Annotated in this window: 11 protein-coding genes; all 11 read right to left on the minus strand. The window is 47.1% G+C overall.

Annotated features, from left to right (window positions below; all coding sequences use genetic code 11):
* Nucleotides 1–48: 48 nt before the first annotated feature.
* The 11 genes from fusA to gyrA all read right to left on the minus strand — a co-directional run bounded on the left by fusA (nt 49) and on the right by gyrA (nt 18,885).
* The gene (fusA, locus tag HYW32_04180; protein MBI2590186.1) at nt 49–2,166 is read right to left on the minus strand and encodes an elongation factor G; all 2,118 of its coding nucleotides are present in this window, start codon (nt 2,164–2,166) and stop codon (nt 49–51) included.
* A 25-nt stretch (nt 2,167–2,191) separates the two neighbouring features.
* The gene (gene rpsG / locus HYW32_04185) at nt 2,192–2,665 is read right to left on the minus strand and encodes a 30S ribosomal protein S7 (protein MBI2590187.1); all 474 of its coding nucleotides are present in this window, start codon (nt 2,663–2,665) and stop codon (nt 2,192–2,194) included.
* A gap of 8 nt (nt 2,666–2,673) precedes the next feature.
* Complete coding sequence (rpsL, locus tag HYW32_04190; GenBank protein ID MBI2590188.1) at nt 2,674–3,087, minus strand: 30S ribosomal protein S12; 414 nt, start codon at nt 3,085–3,087, stop codon at nt 2,674–2,676.
* A 35-nt stretch (nt 3,088–3,122) separates the two neighbouring features.
* Nucleotides 3,123–6,908, minus strand: a complete 3,786-nt coding sequence (gene rpoC / locus HYW32_04195; protein MBI2590189.1) for a DNA-directed RNA polymerase subunit beta' — start codon at nt 6,906–6,908, stop codon at nt 3,123–3,125.
* A gap of 3 nt (nt 6,909–6,911) precedes the next feature.
* On the minus strand, nt 6,912–10,256 hold the full coding sequence (rpoB, locus tag HYW32_04200) for a DNA-directed RNA polymerase subunit beta (protein MBI2590190.1): 3,345 nt from the start codon (nt 10,254–10,256) through the stop codon (nt 6,912–6,914).
* Between the two features lie 242 nt (nt 10,257–10,498).
* Nucleotides 10,499–11,494 carry a GTPase ObgE gene (obgE, locus tag HYW32_04205; protein ID MBI2590191.1) on the minus strand — a complete coding sequence of 332 codons (996 nt, stop codon included), beginning with the start codon at nt 11,492–11,494 and terminating at the stop codon, nt 10,499–10,501.
* Nucleotides 11,495–11,511: 17 nt separating this feature from the next.
* On the minus strand, nt 11,512–12,393 hold the full coding sequence (locus HYW32_04210) for a LysM peptidoglycan-binding domain-containing M23 family metallopeptidase (GenBank protein ID MBI2590192.1): 882 nt from the start codon (nt 12,391–12,393) through the stop codon (nt 11,512–11,514).
* Between the two features lie 146 nt (nt 12,394–12,539).
* Nucleotides 12,540–13,763, minus strand: coding sequence for a hypothetical protein (locus tag HYW32_04215; protein MBI2590193.1), 1,224 nt, complete (start codon nt 13,761–13,763; stop codon nt 12,540–12,542).
* Complete coding sequence (locus tag HYW32_04220; protein ID MBI2590194.1) at nt 13,760–14,557, minus strand: TIGR00159 family protein; 798 nt, start codon at nt 14,555–14,557, stop codon at nt 13,760–13,762. Before HYW32_04220 ends, HYW32_04215 begins: the two co-directional genes overlap by 4 nt.
* A gap of 9 nt (nt 14,558–14,566) precedes the next feature.
* Entirely contained in the window at nt 14,567–16,399 is a 1,833-nt protein-coding gene (locus HYW32_04225) for a translation initiation factor IF-2 (GenBank protein MBI2590195.1), read from the minus strand.
* A gap of 26 nt (nt 16,400–16,425) precedes the next feature.
* On the minus strand, nt 16,426–18,885 hold the full coding sequence (gene gyrA, locus HYW32_04230) for a DNA gyrase subunit A (protein MBI2590196.1): 2,460 nt from the start codon (nt 18,883–18,885) through the stop codon (nt 16,426–16,428).
* Nucleotides 18,886–18,887 lie beyond the last annotated feature (2 nt).

Here is an 18,887-nt window from a genome sequence, read left to right on the forward strand (position 1 = left end):
AATAAATTTAGATCAGTATAGAATAAGTACCTTGATTTCGCAACCAGTTCATCGACTTCGGCCAGCGATTATCTCGGCTTCGATATTTTTAGGTAACTCTTCATAGCAATCAAATTCCATCGAATAACTGGCACGGCCTTGAGTCATACTGCGTAGTTGAGTGGCATAACCGAACATTGAGGCAAGCGGCGCTTTGGCGCGAATCACTTTAGCGTTGCCGCGATCTTCGGTTGCTTCAATTCGGCCACGTCTACTGTTTAAATCACCCATCACATCGCCGAGAAAATCCTCGGGAGTTACAACCTCAATCGCCATAATCGGCTCAAGGATCACTGGCGAGGCTTTCTTGGCGGCATCTTGAAGCGCCATTGAGCCTGCAATTTGAAAAGCCAACTCTGAAGAATCAACCTCATGGAATGAACCATCATGGAGTGTGGCTTTGAGATCGATGAGTGAGTAGCCAGCTAGAATCCCTCGTCCCATCGCTTCTTTAATTCCCTTTGCTATTGGCGCGATATACTCACGCGGAACGATACCGCCTACAATTTTATTGATAAAAACGAAATGCTCTTCAGGATATTCAACACGATCATCTTCGTTCATCGGTTCGAGATCGATGACGGCGTGCCCATACTGCCCGCGGCCACCGGTTTGACGAATAAATTTACCTTCGCCAGTTGCCTTGGCGCGAATTGTCTCGCGATAGGCAACTTGAGGCTGGCCGACGTTGGCCTCAACCTTAAATTCTCGTTTCATTCGGTCGACGATAATTTCAAGATGAAGCTCGCCCATACCGGCGATTAAGGTTTCACCCGTTTCTTGATCGGTACTGACACGGAAAGTCGGGTCTTCATCGGCTAGACGGCTCAAAGCCAATCCCATTTTTTCTTGGTCGGCCTTTGATTTCGGCTCAATCGCAACTGAAATAACAGGTTCAGGGAAGGTGATTGCTTCGAGTAGAATTGGTTGATCTAGATCGCAAAGTGTATCGCCCGTTGTACCCTCTAGCCCGACGGCGGCTGCAATATCGCCTGCATAAAGTTCTTTGACATCTTCACGCTGATTAGCATGCATGCGTAAAATTCGGCCGACTCGTTCTTTTTTGTTGGTATTCACATTCAAGATATAGGAGCCTGCGTTCAAGGTACCAGAATAGACTCGGAAAAAAGCAAGCTTGCCAACAAAAGGATCAGCCGCGATCTTAAACAGGAGGGAGGCAAAGGGCTCGCTGTCCGAAGCTTGTCGAGTTAGTTTATTATCTGGATGTTTAGGGTCAGTACCTTCGATTGGTGGCACATCGATTGGGCTTGGCAGGTAGTCAACGACAGCATCCAACATAAGCTGAACTCCTTTGTTCTTGAGTGCGGAGCCAGTTAAGACAGGAATAATTCTGTTCGAAACAGTGCCCTGGCGGAGGGTGGCAATAATTTCTTCATCTGTAAGCGGTTCTCCGCCAAGATATTTTTCAAGTAAGTTATCATCAAGCTCTGCGACTTTTTCTAAAAGTTTCTCACGCCACTCTTTGGCAAGTTCAAGCATCTTGGTCGGTATTTCTTGCTCTTCAACATCGGTGCCTAAATCATTGGTATAGAGATAGGCTTTTTTGCGGATTAGGTCGATGAGGCCACGAAAATCGCTTTCATTCCCAATTGGAAGCTGGATTGGAATCGCATTTGCGCCCAAGCGTTCAAGGATGGAGTGATACGAACGAAAGAAATCGGCGCCAGTTCGATCGAGTTTATTAATAAAACAAATACGCGGGACATGATATTTATCTGCTTGGCGCCAAACGGTTTCCGACTGTGGCTCGACACCGGCGACACCATCAAAAACAACTACTGCGCCATCAAGAACGCGAAGCGAACGTTCAACTTCAACCGTAAAATCAACATGTCCGGGCGTGTCGATGATATTGATTCGGTGCTTATTGTCAGGGCGCGTGGTTGGCGACCAAAAACAGGTCGTTGCCGCCGATGTGATTGTGATCCCCCGTTCTCGTTCCTGTTCCATCCAATCCATCTCGGCTTCACCCTCATGCACCTCGCCGATTTTGTGCTTTTTTCCAGTATAGAAAAGAATGCGTTCTGTGACGGTTGTCTTGCCAGCGTCAATATGGGCGGCAATGCCGATATTGCGAGTCTTTTCTAACGGATATTCACGTGCCATAATTTCTTACATCTAATACTCTTTGTTAAAATCTCGCGTAGTGGGCAAAGGCTTTATTCGCCTCGGCCATGCGATGCATCTCATCGCGTTTAGCGATTGCACTGCCTTGACTTGCAAAGGCCGCCTTTAATTCTTCAGCTAAAGAGACTTGCATAGTTTTACCTTTATTGCCGCGTGCGGCATTGATAATCCAGCGCATCGAGAGAGCAACCTTTCGTTCCGAGCGAATTTCCATTGGGACCTGGTAAGTTGCGCCACCAATGCGTTTTGCGCGCACTTCAACCAGCGGTGAAACATTCTTAAGCGCCTGATCAAAAATCTGAAGCGCTGGCAATTTTAACTCCTTTTCAACTTGAGCAAGAGCTGAGTAGACAATTTTTTCGGCAGTTTGTTTTTGGCCGCGCAACATAACTTTATTAATAAACTTAGCCACCAGAATTGACTGGTAGCGATAGTCGGGTTTAATTTGGGGGCGCTTAATGCGCTTTTTACCTCGCATGATCCGCCTTAACTCTTTTTAGCGCCGTAGCGTGATCGGCTCTGTTTCCGCTTTGCAACGGCGGCTGTATCGAGCATGCCACGCACAATGTGATACCGCACACCAGGTAAATCTTTGACACGTCCACCTCGAATCAAGACGACCGAGTGTTCCTGTAAATTGTGGCCTTCGCCAGGGATATAAGCTGTTACTTCCTGACCAGAAGTTAGCCGAACACGAGCAATTTTTCGCAGTGCAGAGTTTGGTTTTTTTGGTGTCATGGTTTTGACCAGGACGCACACCCCCCGCTTAAAGGGTGAACCAAGACGTGAGCTTGTTGGTCGATTTTTGATAAAATTGAAACCACGATGAAGCGCCGGCGCTTTTGATTTAGGTGTTTTTCGGACTCGACCACTTCGAATAAGTTGATTGATAGTTGGCATAACGTCGGTAAGTATACGGGTACTTCTGTTCTCGGTCAATGTTTGGCTTTTTCTTTGAGACGCTTACGAAAGCCGGTTCCGGCGGGAATCAGGCGACCAATGATTACATTCTCTTTAAGCCCGCGCAGTGGGTCGATGGCGCCACGCACGGCGGCGTCGATTAATACGCTGGTTGTTTCTTGAAATGACGCCGCTGACAAAAAACTATCAGTTGTGAGAGCGATTCTGGTTACACCAAACAAAGTATCGTTAAAACGAATCAGTTTTTTGCCTTTAACCTTAAGCTTCTCATTTTCTCGTTCAATAGACCGTCTCTCTATAATCTGTCCCATTAGATATTTTGAATCGGCGCCGTCAAGAATCTGAACTTTAGAAAACATCTGACGGAGAATAATCTCTATATGTTTATCATTCACCTCTTGACCTTGAGAACTGTAAATTTGCTGAATTTCGTGAACAATGTATTTTCGCGCCGCTTCTAATCCTTGATATTCCAAAAGTTTTTGCAAATCCAGGTGCCCTTCGGTAAGTGCTTGACCGCGTATGACTTTTTCACCGGTTTTAACTTTGGCGCTTTGAGTTGAGGTAAGCGGATACTCTTTCACCAGTGGCTCGGTTGCCTGAATCATAACTGTTTTTCCCTTGAGAACCACCTTGCCGCCCAGGAGGCTTCGGAGCGCTTTTTTGTCAATTGCGGAAGCGATCGCTTGTTTAGGATTAACGAGCTCATTATCCTTTACAATAATCTCGTAACCTTCAGGAATATCATGTGTTTCCGATCGGAGTTCTTCGGAAGCGACTCTAATGATGGTGCCATTTTTTCGGTCGCTAATACGTATGGCGCCTTCGATATCACTCATAATTGCCGGGCTTTTGGGCGAACGGGCCTCAAACAGCTCTTCAACTCGTGGCAAACCTGTAGTTACATCTTCACCCGTTGCAACACCGCCTGAATGAAAAGTATCGAGCGTGAGTTGAGTGCCAGGTTCGCCAATTGCTTGGGCGGCCATGATGCCAACCACTTCACCAAGTTCGATCAATTCACCGGTTGCCAAATCGCGCCCATAACATTTTTGGCACAAACCCCATTCAGCTCGACAATTCAAGGGTGAACGCACGCTAACACTTTCAATTTCGGATTCAGTAATCAAGCGAGCGGCGACTTCGTCAATTTCTTGGTCTTTATCGATGATTTTTTTGCCAGTGACTTTAATCGCTTGCAAACTAAATCGACCGATTAAGCGCGAAGCATAGTCAATATTAAGTTCATCGGCATCAGCCCGTTTTACCTCGATCCCGGTGTCACTGCCACAATCGGCAATTTCAACAATTACATCTTGAGCAACATCGACTAGCCGTCGGGTGAGGTAGCCTGAATCCGAGGTCCGAAGCGCGGTATCCGATTTTCCTTTTCGGGCCGCGTGAGTTGAGGTGAAATATTCAAGTTCTGTCAGACCTTCCTTGAAGTTGGAGGTAATTGCAGTCTCAATAATTTCACCGCTTGGATTAACCACCAAGCCTTTCATTCCGGCCATCTGATTGAGCTGGGTAGTCGAACCGCGCGCGCCTGATTTAACCGCGATGAAAACCGGCCCGTTTACGTCGTAACCTTCGACGACTTTCGCGCCAATTAAGTCTCGCGCTTTTTCCCAAAGTCGAATCGTTTGAATGCGGCGTTCATCATCTGTGATGAGGCCAAAGTGGTATTGTTCTTGAATTTTTTCGAGGTCCGAGCGAGTCTCTTGAACGATCTTATATTTAGCATCTGGGATCTGGATGTCGTTCATGCTGATTGACATGCCTGAAAGTAAAGCGTGTTCAAAGCCGATTTTCTTAATTTTATCAACTGTCTCGGCCGTCGCGTCACCGCCGAGAAGTTTAAAACACTGGAAAATAAGTTTTTTGAGCGCCTTGGCATCCATCGATTCATTTAGATAACGCAATTCTTTTGGAATAACATTGTTGAAAAGAATCCGACCAACCGATGTTTCCATGATTTTAGGCGTGGCGCCTTCCTTGGGCGCTAAGAGAACTCTGATTTTAGCGCGGATGTGCAAGTTTCCCATTTGATAGGCTAAAATTGTCTCATTTTTGCCTGAAAAGGCTTTACCTTCACCACGCACGTTTTCTTGAAAAGTTGTCAGATAATAAACGCCGTAAACCATATCGAGTCGCGGGGTGACAATCGGTTCGCCCGAAGCGGGTTTGAGCAGGTTCTTTTTTGATTGCATGATCTCTGACGATTCCCATTGCGCCTGGCTTGAAAGCGGCACATGGACAGCCATCTGGTCACCATCAAAGTCGGCGTTGAAAGCTAGACATGCGAGAGGGTGAAGTTGGATCGCCTTGCCTTCAATTAGGACTGGTTTGAAAGCTTGAATGCCTAAGCGATGCAGAGTCGGCGCGCGGTTCAAAAGCACAAATTTTTCTGCTGTAACTTGTTCTAGCGCGTCCCAAACTTCTGGCGCGCCGCGTTCAATCAGCCGGGCGGCGTTTTTGACATTCTGAATATAGCCCTCCTGAATTAGACGACTAATAACGAAGGGTTTAAAAAGTTCAAGCGCCATTGTTTTCGGTAAGCCGCATTGATTAAGTTTGAGTTCCGGACCGACCACAATGACCGACCGCCCCGAGTAGTCGACGCGTTTACCCAAGAGATTTTGACGGAATCGTCCTTGTTTGCCACGTAGCATATCTGACAGCGAACGCAAACGACGTTGCGTGGCGCCGGCGTTGACAGCTCGACCACGTCGCGCTGAATTATCGATCAGAGAATCGATTGCTTCTTGAAGCATTCGTTTTTCATTCCTGCAGATCACCTCGGGTGCGCCTTGCGCGAGAAGCTTTTTCAAACGATTATTGCGATTCAAAACGCGGCGGTAAAGATCATTCAAATCCGAAGCGGCAAAACGTCCGCCATCGAGCTGTACCATTGGACGCAAATCAGGTGGAATCACTGGAATTCGCGTCATGACAAACCATTCAGGCTTGATACCCGCTGAAGAAATTTGCTTCAATAACTGCAAGCGTTTTACATAACGGCGGCGAACTGTTTCACCCGCCTCCTCAATTTTTGCGCTCAAATCTTTCATGATCGCGTCTAAATTAAGTTCTTTCAAGAGCTCTAGAATCGCTTCGGCGCCTATTCCTACTCGAATTACATTGCCGTATTTAAGCGAAATCTGTTGATATTTTTCTTCGGATAAGATCGTGTACTTTTTGAGAGAAGCAAGCTCTTGTTTAGTTTGACGATAGGCAGTTTCAATCTCGCGTTTTTGAGTGTCATTTAATTGACTATCTCCAACCAATTCTTGATACTCACCTTCTAGCTGGATCAAAAGCTCGGAGCGCAATTCTTCGTCAATTTCAAGCACAATAAAGCCTGCAAAGTAAATCACTTTTTCTAGGTCAGCGACCGAAAGATCAAGAAGCTGGCTTAAAGCGCTCGGGATGCCGCGAACGTACCAGATATGCGAAACTGGCGAAGCGAGCTCAATATGTCCCATCCGTTCGCGCCGAACTGAAGATCGAGTAACCTCGACGCCACACTTGTCGCAAATGACACCCTTATAGCGGATTTTTTTGTACTTGCCGCAATAACATTCCCAATCTTTTGTTGGCCCAAAAATTCGTTCGTCGAACAAGCCGTCTCGTTCAGGTTTTTGAGTGCGGTAATTGATTGTTTCCGGTTTCAAAACCTCGCCGTATGACCAGGCTGAAATTTTTTCGGGGCTAGCGACAGAAATTCTGACTGAATTAAAATCCGTGAGGCGCAGAATACTTTCATTTGTCCGTTTGCCTTTTTGAGCTAGGTTTACCATTGCTTACTCCTCATCACCTGGCATGACTTCAGTCTCACTTGCTTGGGGCGGATTTTCTTCTTGCCCTGCAAGGAGTTCAGTTGTTTCCTTGTCCTGATCGACGCTCGCGGTTTTAGTCTCTGCTTCGGCCATTTGAGGAGCCTTGCGAGAGGCCGTACTTGGGTCGATACGCTCGCCCTGGGGTGTTAAGAGTTCGATGTCCAAACCCAGGCTTTGCAATTCGCGAACCAAGACATAGAAGGAAGCAGGGATAGAAGGTTTTTGGATTTCTTCGGCGCGAATGATGGACTCATAAGCTTTACTGCGCCCAACAACGTCGTCAGATTTAATTGTTAACAGCTCCTGGAGAGTATGTGAAGCGCCGTAAGCTTCGAGTGCCCAAACTTCCATTTCACCAAACCGTTGGCCTCCAAATTGCGCCTTACCACCAAGAGGTTGTTGAGTTACCATCGAATATGGACCGATCGAGCGGGCATGCATTTTATCGTCGACTAAGTGAATAAGTTTGAGAATGTAGTTATAGCCAACGGTGGTAGTTTGATCAAAAGGTTCGCCAGTTCGGCCATCGTAAAGCTGAATCTTGCCATCTTCGGGTAAACCAACCTTCTTCAGTTCGGACTGGATAATTTCTTCTTTAACACCTTCGAAGACCGGTGAAGCGATCGTTTGGTCAAGTTTATGCGCCGCCCACCCTAAATGAGTTTCAAGAATTTGTCCAAGGTTCATCCGCGAAACGACGCCTAACGGACTTAAAATGATGTCAATTGGTGTGCCGTCGGGCAGAAACGGCATCTCTGCCTCGGGCAGAATAACTGAAATTACACCCTTGTTGCCGTGTCGGCCGGCGAGTTTGTCACCGACCGAAATTTTTCGTAGTTGGGCAACCGAGACCTCGACAATCTGATAAACACCAGTTGAGAGTTCGTCACCCGCTTCTTTAGAGAAAATTTTAATTCCAACAATTTTACCCCGCTCACCATGCGAGAGGCGAAGTGAGGTGTCTTTAACATCTTTCGCTTTCTCGCCGAAGATTGCTCGCAAAAGTTTTTCCTCGGCTGAGAGTTCAGTCTCACCTTTCGGAGTAATCTTGCCGACCAAAATATTGCCGGCTGAAACTTCGGCGCCAATTCGGACAATCCCCTGTTCATCTAGATTGGCAAGCGCGTCTTCGCCGACGTTGGGAATATCACGCGTGATTACCTCTGGGCCGAGCTTGGTGTCTCGAACTTCAATTGCATATTTCTCAATGTGAATTGAAGTATAACGATCTTCGCGGACGAGACGTTCTGAAATGATAACTGCGTCCTCGTAATTAAGTCCGTTATACGACATATAGGCAACAAGAATGTTTTGCCCAAGCGCTAGTTCTCCACCTTGGGTCGAGGGACCATCGGCTAAAACATCGCCGCGTGCGACCGTGTCGCCAACTTCAACGAGCGGTTTTTGATTGATGCATGTTGCCTGATTAGAGCGAACAAATTTATCAAGCCGATAGCGATCTTGAATTTTTTCTGCTTCGCCTTTGCCTTCAATGAGAATCTCATCCGCGCTTGCATACACAACCTTGCCGGCGCGACGAGCTACCACTGCACTTCCAGAACTCACGGCGGCTGGTCCTTCAAGACCAGTCCCGATCAGCGGCGCCTGCGGTCGAACCAAAGGAACCGCTTGGCGTTGCATATTTGAGCCCATCATCGCTCGAACCGGGTCGTCGTTTTCAACAAAGGGAATCAGCGCCGTGGAAATTGAAACGATTTGTTTGGGTGAAACGGTAACATATTGAATCTCGGAAACACTAACAAGCTCTGGTTTGCCGGCGCGCCGCGCGTACAGGCGATCAACTGTAAAACAGCGCGATTTATCGAGGGGCGAAGAAGATGGCGCGATCACCGAACCCTCTTCAGAAGCGGCATCAAGATAGACGAGTTCATCACTAACCGCGTATTTATTACCCTTCTGAACAACTTTTAGATAGGGTGTTTCAATAAAACCGAATGGATTAACGCGTCCATAACTTGCGAGATAACCGACCAAGCCAATGTTCGGCCCCTCGGGGCTTTCGATCGGACAAATACGACCGTAATGAGAAGCATGAACGTCGCGCACTTCGAAACCAGCCCGTTCACGTGAAAGGCCGCCGGGTCCAGTCGCATTCAGGGTGCGCTTGTGCTCGAGTTCTGCCAGCGGATTGGTTTGGTTCATAAACTGAGACATCTGCGAACTCGCAAAGAATTCTTGCAGGATCGCAACAATCGGGCGATTATTTACGAGCGAAGCTGGCGTAAGAGCAGTTGGATCGGCAACTGACATGCGATCTTTGACGATCCGCTCGGTTCGCAAAAGTCCAACCCGCAAGCGCCCTTGAAGAAGTTCACCAACAGCTCGCACGCGGCGATTCTTGAGGTGATCGACGTCATCGGCTTTGGCTATCGGATCATTATTGAGTCGAATAATTTCTCGGATAACCTCAATCACATCTTCAAGGCGTAGAATCCGATTTTGACCATTTTTTATCGGCTCGAGATTGAGTCGTTGGTCGAGCTTATAACGCCCAACTCGACCCAAATCATAACGCTTGGGGTTGAAGAGCATGGTTTCAAGAAAACTTTTAGCGGTTTCGGCGGTTACTAGGTCACCAGGTCGAATGCGTTTATAAACTTCAACGAGAGCGTCTTCATAGCTAGCGGTGATATCGCGTGCGAGCGTGGTTTCAATGTATCTATGATTTTCGTCGGTATCCACACCTTGAAATGCTTGCTGAATTTGCGCTTTCGTTAAACCGCCGATTGCTCGCAAGAAAGTACTAATCGGAATTTTTCGCTTTCGATCGATCTTAATAGAAATGACATCGCGGCCACTCGTCTCAAATTCTAGCCAAGCTCCGCGTGAAGGAATAATCTTTGCGCCAAAAAGTTTTCGACCAGCGACTTCTTCGGCGCTAAAAAGAACACCATAGGAACGAACAATTTGTGAAACCACAACCCGTTCAACGCCATTAATAATGAATGTTCCGCGACCCGTCATGATCGGAAAGTCTCCTAAATAGACGTCGCCTTTTTTTATCCTTTTAGTCAGTTTATTGTTGAGTGTAACTTTACAATGAAGCGGAGCTTTGTAGGTAAGGTTGCGAGATCGAGCGGTTAACTCTGTGATTTTTGGTTGATCGAGAGTGTATTCGCCAAACTCAAGAGTGTAATTTTCGCCAGTAAAATCTTCAATCGGCGAGATCTCATCAAGCAGTTCACGCAAACCTTCGCGGAAAAACCAATCATAGGAAGCGGTTTGAATCTCAATTAAATCAGGTAGAGCAATTGAGATTGGAAGCTCTTTATATTGAGTTCTGGGCATTGATTTCTCCAACTCGCCATTCAATAGCTAGAAAACTGTCCGTGAACACAAAAATTAGTCGCACGTACAACGACTTTCCTCCAGGTCTAGGTTCTGGATCCTCTAGGCGCCACTCTCTTCTTTCGACGCAATAATTGTGATTTAGTTAAGATACTATCAGCAAGATGAAATTTGTCAAGCCCCAATTTTCTGTAAAGATAGGCGAGTGCGGAAACGAAAGAATGTATCAAAGAAGGTATATTTCACGTTCTAATCAAGTTTAGGAGTTTGGCAATTCGGCTTTGCAATTCGTTCAGACCCTGGCCTGAAACGCTACTTAGAACGATTGGATGAAATGAATTAATTTTGATTTTCCGTTTTAGTTGTTCTGTTTTCGGCAATGTGTCGGCTTGAGAGAGGACTACGATTTCAGGCTTCGCGATTAGGTCTGGGTTAAAGTTTTTTAATTCAGTGCGAATTTGAGCATAGGCTCTGTCTGGGTCCGCATTTTGCAAACTAATAAGATGAACCAAAATTTTTGTGCGGCTAAGATGGCGCAAAAATTTGTGTCCCAAGCCTTTACCTACGGCCGAACCAGCGATCAAACCCGGAATGTCCGCCATTACAAAGCGAGTCTTATCGAATTCGGCAACACCAAGATGTGGTTCAAGTGTAGTAAAAGGATAGTTAGCAATTTTTGGACGAGCCTGGCTTAGGCGAGCAAGTAAAGTTGACTTGCCAGCGTTTGGCAAACCGATTAAACCGACATCCGCCAGATGGTGAACAATGAGCCGCAGGTGTTTCTTCTCGCCTGCTTGTCCGAGTGTAAATTCTCTTGGTGTCTGGTGAGTAGCTGTGGCAAAGTGCACATTCCCCAATCCGCCCCGGCCACCCCGCGCGATACAAAATAACGAAGCGCTGGAGCTTACAAGATCGACGACAAATTTAGCTTGATTTTTCGAGTCCAACTCATAAATCTGTGTGCCTGGCGGGAGGTCGATAGTTAAATTAGCGCCGGATTTACCCGATTGTCTTTTAGGTCTGCCCGCCTCGCCATTTTTTGCTCTGTAAAATCGAGTCGCAGTATGAGCGGCTAGACCATGAATATTTTCTCTCACTCGAAAATAAACACTCCCGCCTATTCCGCCATCGCCGCCATCTGGCCCACCTTTAGGAACGAATTTTTCACGCCTAAATGAGGCGACGCCGTCTCCGCCTCGTCCTGCCTCTATTTTTATCTCTGCCTCATCGATAAACATGCCAGGCAGTTTAACACTTAAAAGGGTGTGAGAACAGAACCATTCCGCCGAGTTTCGAAATGTAAGTGCGGACCCGTTGAAAATCCCGTATTCCCAGAATAGGCAATTACTTGACCTTGGGAGACATCTTCGCCGGCACCAACAGCTACCCTTGAAAGGTGGGCGTAGCGCGTTGTGAGTCCGCCGCCGTGGTCAACTAACACTGATATGCCGAAACCACCGGCCCAACCCTTCGTGACCTCAATCACGCGTCCGGTTTGCGCAACCTTAACACTGGTGCCTTCATTTGCTCGATAATCGATGCCCATATGGAAACGCGAGACACCACGCGTGATGCCGTTGTGGGCAATTGGCACGATAAAGTTCGTCCCTACCGAGCCGCTAAAGCCGCCCGATACACGCTCACGAGTTGTCGTTTTTCCTCGTGCCAAGCGCCGTTCTTGTTCTTGAGCTTGCTTCTTGGCTTCAGCTAGTTTTCGAGTCCGTTCTTCTTCCTTCTTTTGGTTCAACTGCACTAACCAATTCTTAGAATCCGTTGTGTCGGTGGGGGGAATGATTAAAATTTTGCCGGGCGCAATTTTTTCGATCTCGTCGATGCTGATGTTATTGCGTTCGGCGATTGTCGCAACGTGCAGGCCAAATTTATCTGCGATTGCGGTAATGGTATCGCCATCTTGGACAGAGTACTGGGTCTCAAGCTTAGTTGCCTCTGTGACAAATTGATTTTCGACGTTTTCGCGTCCTACAAAACCCGAATTCATAGTTGAATCAATCGACTGATTTAAGTCGACATTGCTTTCATTGATAATTGGCGTGTATTGGTCGAGCGAGGCAAGAATGCCATTGGCCAGGATCGGCTCAAAATTCAAATATTGCTGTTGAGCGCTGGAAGCGTACACAAAACGACTTTGGTCGGCTTGAAAAAGGTTCCAACCAATTACAAGAGCGCTTAGGCAAAAAAAGACTACATGTCGATGCGGAGAAATACCGCCTCCTCTGTTGCAAACATTCTTACCAAGTTTGCGAGTTTGGTCAAATTCAGGTATTAGTTGGAGGTTTTCCCCAGGTCAACTACCACAGTTTGAGGTGAGACGCCAACCACACTTAAGCCGCTTGGAACTTTTATTTGCTCTTTGCCAATAAGGAGTGTTTGCTTGCCAGATTCAAGCGTGACCGGAAGCGTGAGTTCAAATAAAATTTGATCTTCTTTGAGCTTCGCAAGCTGATCAATTGAGCCGTGAATTTGAACCTCAGCTAATGTTGGCGCAATTGAAATTATTTCTAAGCCAGCCGTTGGAGCTGTCAGATGAATTGGAACTGAAAAAGATCGCGTTAGCCCCACCGTTCCAAGTTCAACCGAGATTGAGACGGTATTGACCGGTGGCTCAACTAGACGGATGCCGGCTGGTAGCTCAAGAGTCGATTCGAAAGTTTTGCTCTCATTTAAATTTGAGAGATCAATTGCTGTTGTTGTCAAAGATCGCGTTTGAGCTAGCGCCCCAAGCGCGCCATTAATAGTGACGACGCTCGGCGCGACACTTAGAGATTCAATGACCTTGCCGCCGGGGAGTTGGCCTTGGGTCTGAACCGTGACACCAACTGTTTTAACGTTACTCGCTCGTACAATCGAAGCAGTTACTTCAACTTCGTGTTGAGCGAGGGTGAGTGAAGTTTTGGAAAGGTCGAGCGTCTCTGGAAGGTGAATTTCAATTTGACGCTTAACAATATCGCGTTCACCATTCAATGCCAGTTTGCCAAGCGCTTCCGTGACTTGATTAAGTTGGCTCATGGCACCTGCAACTTGGACGGTCGCTGGAGAAATGGTGATGTCGCCGGTCGCAAAACCGTCCGCTGGCTCGCCTTCAATTTGAATCCGAATTGGGATTTCTTTTGTCTCAATCGGCTCCAATCGCAAAAGCAGACGATCCGGTTCAATGCGTAAAATATCAACATTATTCAACTTGCTTGTCACTTGGATCGGTCGATCCACTAGGCCCGCTTGAGCATTAAAAAGATCGACCGTGGCTTCAAAGGAATTAGGATTGAATTGTTGCCAGAGTGTCGGTTCGGCGCTGATAGTGACTTGCACTTTTTCTTCTTCCATAAGAGGAATCAACCCAGTTGGGATGTTTTCGAGTGTAATCGGAATGCCACCTGGGAATAAAGCAACTCTCTGTTGACTACTACTGACAATGAGCCACAAGAAAAGCGCGAAGCCTAAACATAGAATTTGAGCAATCCTATCTCGTCCTAATCGCCAGTGAATCATTTCATCGTCCTTGGTAAAATTAACTGAAGGAGTCGACGTTCTACTTGATCGCGATCCGGCCTAGAAACTTTGCCACGATGAATAATCGAAATTCCGCCCGTCTCTTCAGAAACTACAATGACAACCGCGTCAGTGTCTTTTGTAACCCCTAGAGCGGCTCGGTGGCGGGTGCCTAGAGAGCGATCGATTGTCTCATTGTCGAGAGGCAGGAAGGCGCTTGCCGCGACAATTTTGTTACCGCGAATAATCACTGCGCCATCGTGCAGAGGTGTTTTCGGAGAAAAAATTGATAGCAACAACTCCTGCGAAATTGCGGCATTCAATTGAACCCCGCTATCTGCGAAATCTTTAATCCCTGTTTGGCGCTCAACAACAATCAAGGCTCCGATCTTATTTTGTGAAAGCCTAAGAGTTGCTTGGGCAAGAGTGGTAACGATATTTGAAACAGCCTCTTTAGATTGCCCTAAAAATCCCGGCACTAATTCGCCGCGGCCCAAGCGTTCTAGGGCTGAACGTAATTCCGGCTGGAAAACGATTGGAATAGCGACTAAAGCTACGGTCACAAGTGAACGAAGTAGAAAGTTGAGAACGATTAGATTCAAGTATTGAGCTATGAAATAAAACAGACCCAAGATAACTATTCCATATAAAATGCGCTCGGCGCGCGTCTGTCGGATCAGGAGATAGAGACCGTAGAAAATTGTCGCCACAATTAAAATATCAACTAGCGAATTCCAGTTAAACAGTGCGAACGTAGCAATCGTTTCCAGAACCCCTCCCCGGCTTGAATCCATTGTCTTTTATTATGCCTTCTCTGCTAGTTCAATGACAAGCACATCATCAATTTGAATTGTTTCAGTCGTTGAGATGCCTAAGCCACACTCCTCGCCTGCATGCAGTTCAGCCACTGCTTCCTGGCCTTTTTGTACGCTTTCAATGATGCCAGTGCCAAGAATTTCTTTCTCCCTAAGGATCGTCACTCGTGCGCTCTTAACGATCCTACCTTGCTCGATCCGACCTCCTAAAATTTGATGAGTTTTAGTCGTGCGAAAAATTTTAAGTACCTTGAGTCGACCTATTTCGGTTAAAATCTGGATGGGCAGATGCAAATGTTCAGCGCTCTTTTGAACATCTTCGATCAAACGATAAATAACATCATAAGAGTGAATTTCGATATTGTTTGTGCGCGCGAGGTGACGCGCGGCTACTGTGGCGCCAGTGCGAAAAGCCACAATATAAGGTTGCCCTAGAGACGTTCCGATATTAATGTCTGATTCAGTCACGTCGCCGACGCCTTCTAAGATAACTTTCACTTCGACATCCGGAATCTCGATCGCCTCGAGAGAAGTTTTTATGGCTTTCAGGGAACCGTCAACGTCGGCTTTAACAATGATTGCAAGCGAACGTTCTTTTTCTGTTTCTTGACTTTGATGAGTGACGTGTTTTAAGCGCTTTTTTAAACCTGCTTTTTGGGCAAGTTGGCGCGCTTCTTTTTCGTTTTGGCAAACTTTTAAGTGTTCGCCGAAAGCTGGCACACCAGAGAGACCGGCAATTCGCACCGGCGTTGAGGGACCGGCCTTGGTGTAACGTTGACCGCGCTCATTTTCCATCACTCGAATTTTGCCGAAGATCGGTCCCAGCACAATCGCATCGCCAATTTTTAGTTCACCGGACTGGACAAGAACAGTTGCCACAGGTCCAACTCCTTGTTGTTTATTCGCTTCGATGACAATACCTTCGGCTTGACCCTGGGTTTGGGCGCGCAAATCCTGCAGATCGGCGACAAGCAGAACAACGTCCAGCAAGTCATCAATGCCCTGGCTGTGTTTTGCGGAGATTCGCACTAAAGGAGTTTTTCCGCCCCAATCCTCCGGCGCCAAGCCAAGTTCGGCTAATTCGCCTTTGACTCGATCAGGATTCGCCTCCTTTTTATCGATCTTGTTAAGAGCAATAATAATTGGGATATTAGCCGCTTTGGCGTGACTCATCGCTTCTTTGGTTTGAGGTTTAACGCCGTCATCGGCGGCAACCACTAAAATTGCAACGTCGGTGATAGTTGCCCCGTGCGCTCGCATAGCTGAAAACGCCTCATGTCCCGGCGTGTCAATAAAAGTGATCGGGCGAATCTGATCTTGATTATCGGTCCATTGCACCTGGTAAGCGCCGATATGCTGGGTGATGCCGCCTGCTTCAGAGGCAACAGTATTCGTTTTCCGAATCGCGTCGAGCAAAGTCGTTTTGCCGTGGTCGACATGCCCCATGACCACGACGACTGGTGGTCGAGTTTCACTTTGAGCCTTACCAGATATTTTTTGCATTGAAGGCACAACTTGGGATTCAGCATGAATCTCTAGGTCGAGCTCATCGGCAATAATTTCAACAGTCTCGCGATCGATGGAATCATTGACGGTTGCCAAAACGCCGTTTCGCATGAGGGCGCCAACAATTTCGGCTGGTGTGCGGCTCGAAAGATTGGCTAACTCGGCAACTGTAATCAAACGTGGAATTTCGATCTTAACTTGAGACCGAGTTTTTGCTGGCACCGAAACAACTTCGGTGGGCGTATCCGTATCATGTTTGCGTTGGGCTCGCAGTTCTTTTTTACTAAATTTTCTTTTATTTGATCTTCGTAACATCGTTGCGGAGTATACTAGGAAAGAACCTATTGTTCAAGGAAAACCGCCATCGACGCCACGCCATCATCTTTTTCCTTGAAGCGCATGAGGGTAACTCCTTGAGTATTACGCCCCAAACGTTTGACAGCTCGCAAAGGCAGACGAATTGTTTGGCCATGTTTTGAAATCATCACAATTTCACCCTCATCAAGTTTGACCAACTCGGCCGCAACAACCGGACCAGTTTTTTTAGTAACGCGTGCGGCGCGCAGGCCAATCCCACCTCTGTTTTGAAGGCCAAACTGTTCAATTTTTGTTCGTTTGCCGAAGCCATTTTCAAGCACCACAAGAACGTCGCACCCCTCCTCAACCACATCGAGCGCAATGATTTCATCTTCACCGCGCAATCGAATTCCTCGAACACCTGCGGCGCCACGGCCCATTGGCCGCGTGTCCGTCTCTTCGAACTGAATCGCTTGCCCAAGGCGCGTGATCATGAAAATTTTATCGGTGCCACGGGTGATCTTGACCCACCGCAACTCGTCATTCGGCTTGAGCCCAATTGCGATGATGCCTGATTTGCGGATATTTCGATAAGCATCAATTTCGGTTTTTTTAATACTCCCCAAACGCGTACCCATAAAAAAGTATGTGCCAGATTTTTCTTGAGCTGGACTTAATGTAATTAGAGCAGTTACCGTTTCGTCAGGCGCGATTTGAATAATGTTGACAATCGGCGTACCTTTGGCCTGACGTGAAGTTGCTGGCAATTCATAAACCTTAGAGGCAAAAAGACGACCTTTAGAGGTGAAAAATAAAATTTCATCATGAGTGTTAGCGACCCGCAGTTGCGCAACCAGATCCTCTTCTTTGGTTGTCATGCCAACGATGCCTTTGCCGCCACGATGTTGAGTTTTATACGCCCCAATCGGGACACGCTTAATGTAATTTTCAGTAGTGAGAGCAATCACAACTTGCTCATTCGGAATTAAATCTTCGGCTGAAAACTCACCGATGGCTGTCGGGACAATCGTTGTTCGGCGATCGTCACCATGTTTTTGGGAAATTTCTTGGAGTTCATTTTTAATGATTGCCCGCACTCTCTCATTGGAACCTAGAATTAATTTCAGTGTTTCAATGAGAGTTTGTTTTTCAAGAATTTCATCCAAAACTTTTTGGCGCTCGAGACCAGCTAAGGCAACTAAGCGCATATCGAGAATTGCATTGGCTTGAATTTCGGTCAGCGAAAAATGTTCCCTTAGCGCTTGGTGTGCAGTTTCGCGCGTTTCGGCTTCACGAATTAAAGTAATGATTTCGTCAATATGATCGAGCGCGGTTTTAAGACCAAGAAGAATGTGCAGGCGTTGCTCGGTTTTTCTAAGATCGAATTCCGTGCGGCGCCGCACAACCTGACGGCGATGCTCGATGAATTCTTGAATGATATCTTTGAGTGAGAGAACGCGTGGTTGAATACCATCAACCAAGGCCAGCATGTTCACATGAAACGCGGTCTGCATAGGAGTTAATTCATAAAGCCTGTTTAAAACCTTTTTTGGATAGGCAGTCTGTTTAAGCTCGATCACAATTCTGACGGCATCGTTGCGATCCGATTCATCGCGCAAATCTGCGATCCCTTCGATTTTTTTTAGCTTGACGAGCGTGGCGATCTTAGTGACTAAATCGGCTTTGTTGATTTGATAAGGAATAGCCGAGACAATAATTTGCTGACCGCCTGTTTTTTTCTCTTCAATTAAGGCGTTGGCGCGCATCACGATTCTGCCTCTGCCTGTGGCATACGCGGCTTTAATATCCTCACGATCATAGATTGTTCCGCCGGTTGGGAAGTCAGGTCCTTGAATGAATTCGGTCAATTCGTCAATGGTGATTTCTGGGTTATCGATTTGAGCTGTAATGCCAGCCACGAGTTCGCGCAAATTGTGGGGCGGAATAGTCGTTGCCATTCCAACCGCGATTCCAACGGCGCCGTTGAGAAGTAAGTTTGGCACTCGGCTGGGAAGATATTTTGGCTCTAAAAGCTCGTTATTGTAGTTTGGAACAAAATCGACTGTTTCTTTTTCGATATCGGCCAGCATCTCTTCGGCCAAAGGCGCCATGCGCGCCTCAGTATAGCGCATCGCCGCCGGTGAATCACCGTCCATCGAGCCAAAGTTACCTTGCCCATCAACGAGCTGATAACGCATCGCAAAATCTTGCGCCATGCGCGCGAGCGTGTCGTAGGCGGCTTGGTCACCATGCGGGTGAAATTTACCTAAAACTTCCCCGACGATTTTAGCGCATTTTGTATGCTTGGTTCGGGCACGAATGCCCATTTGGTGCATGGCATAAAGCACTCGCCGATGAACTGGCTTCATACCATCACGCACATCTGGGAGAGCGCGCGCAATAATTACGCTCATAGCGTAGTCGAGATAGCTCTCGCTCATTTCAAGCGCGATGCTTCGCGACTCTACTTGCCCGATATTTGGATCGATGGATTCTTCGGTCATCA

The organism is Candidatus Berkelbacteria bacterium, from assembly GCA_016187225.1.
In the GTDB taxonomy this organism is placed as follows: domain Bacteria; phylum Patescibacteriota; class UBA1384; order JACPKC01; family JACPKC01; genus JACPKC01.

Excerpts from the sequence above, each read along its gene's own strand:
- fusA (MBI2590186.1), bottom strand. The coding sequence starts at position 2,166 with ATGGCACGTGAATATCCGTTAGAAAAGACTCGCAATATCGGCATTGCC.
- rpsG (MBI2590187.1), bottom strand. The coding sequence starts at position 2,665 with ATGCGAGGTAAAAAGCGCATTAAGCGCCCCCAAATTAAACCCGACTAT.
- rpsL (MBI2590188.1), bottom strand. The coding sequence starts at position 3,087 with ATGCCAACTATCAATCAACTTATTCGAAGTGGTCGAGTCCGAAAAACA.
- rpoC (MBI2590189.1), bottom strand. The coding sequence starts at position 6,908 with ATGGTAAACCTAGCTCAAAAAGGCAAACGGACAAATGAAAGTATTCTG.
- rpoB (MBI2590190.1), bottom strand. The coding sequence starts at position 10,256 with ATGCCCAGAACTCAATATAAAGAGCTTCCAATCTCAATTGCTCTACCT.
- obgE (MBI2590191.1), bottom strand. The coding sequence starts at position 11,494 with ATGTTTATCGATGAGGCAGAGATAAAAATAGAGGCAGGACGAGGCGGA.
- HYW32_04215 (MBI2590193.1), bottom strand. The coding sequence starts at position 13,763 with ATGATTCACTGGCGATTAGGACGAGATAGGATTGCTCAAATTCTATGT.
- HYW32_04220 (MBI2590194.1), bottom strand. The coding sequence starts at position 14,557 with ATGGATTCAAGCCGGGGAGGGGTTCTGGAAACGATTGCTACGTTCGCA.
- HYW32_04225 (MBI2590195.1), bottom strand. The coding sequence starts at position 16,399 with ATGTTACGAAGATCAAATAAAAGAAAATTTAGTAAAAAAGAACTGCGA.
- gyrA (MBI2590196.1), bottom strand. The coding sequence starts at position 18,885 with ATGACCGAAGAATCCATCGATCCAAATATCGGGCAAGTAGAGTCGCGA.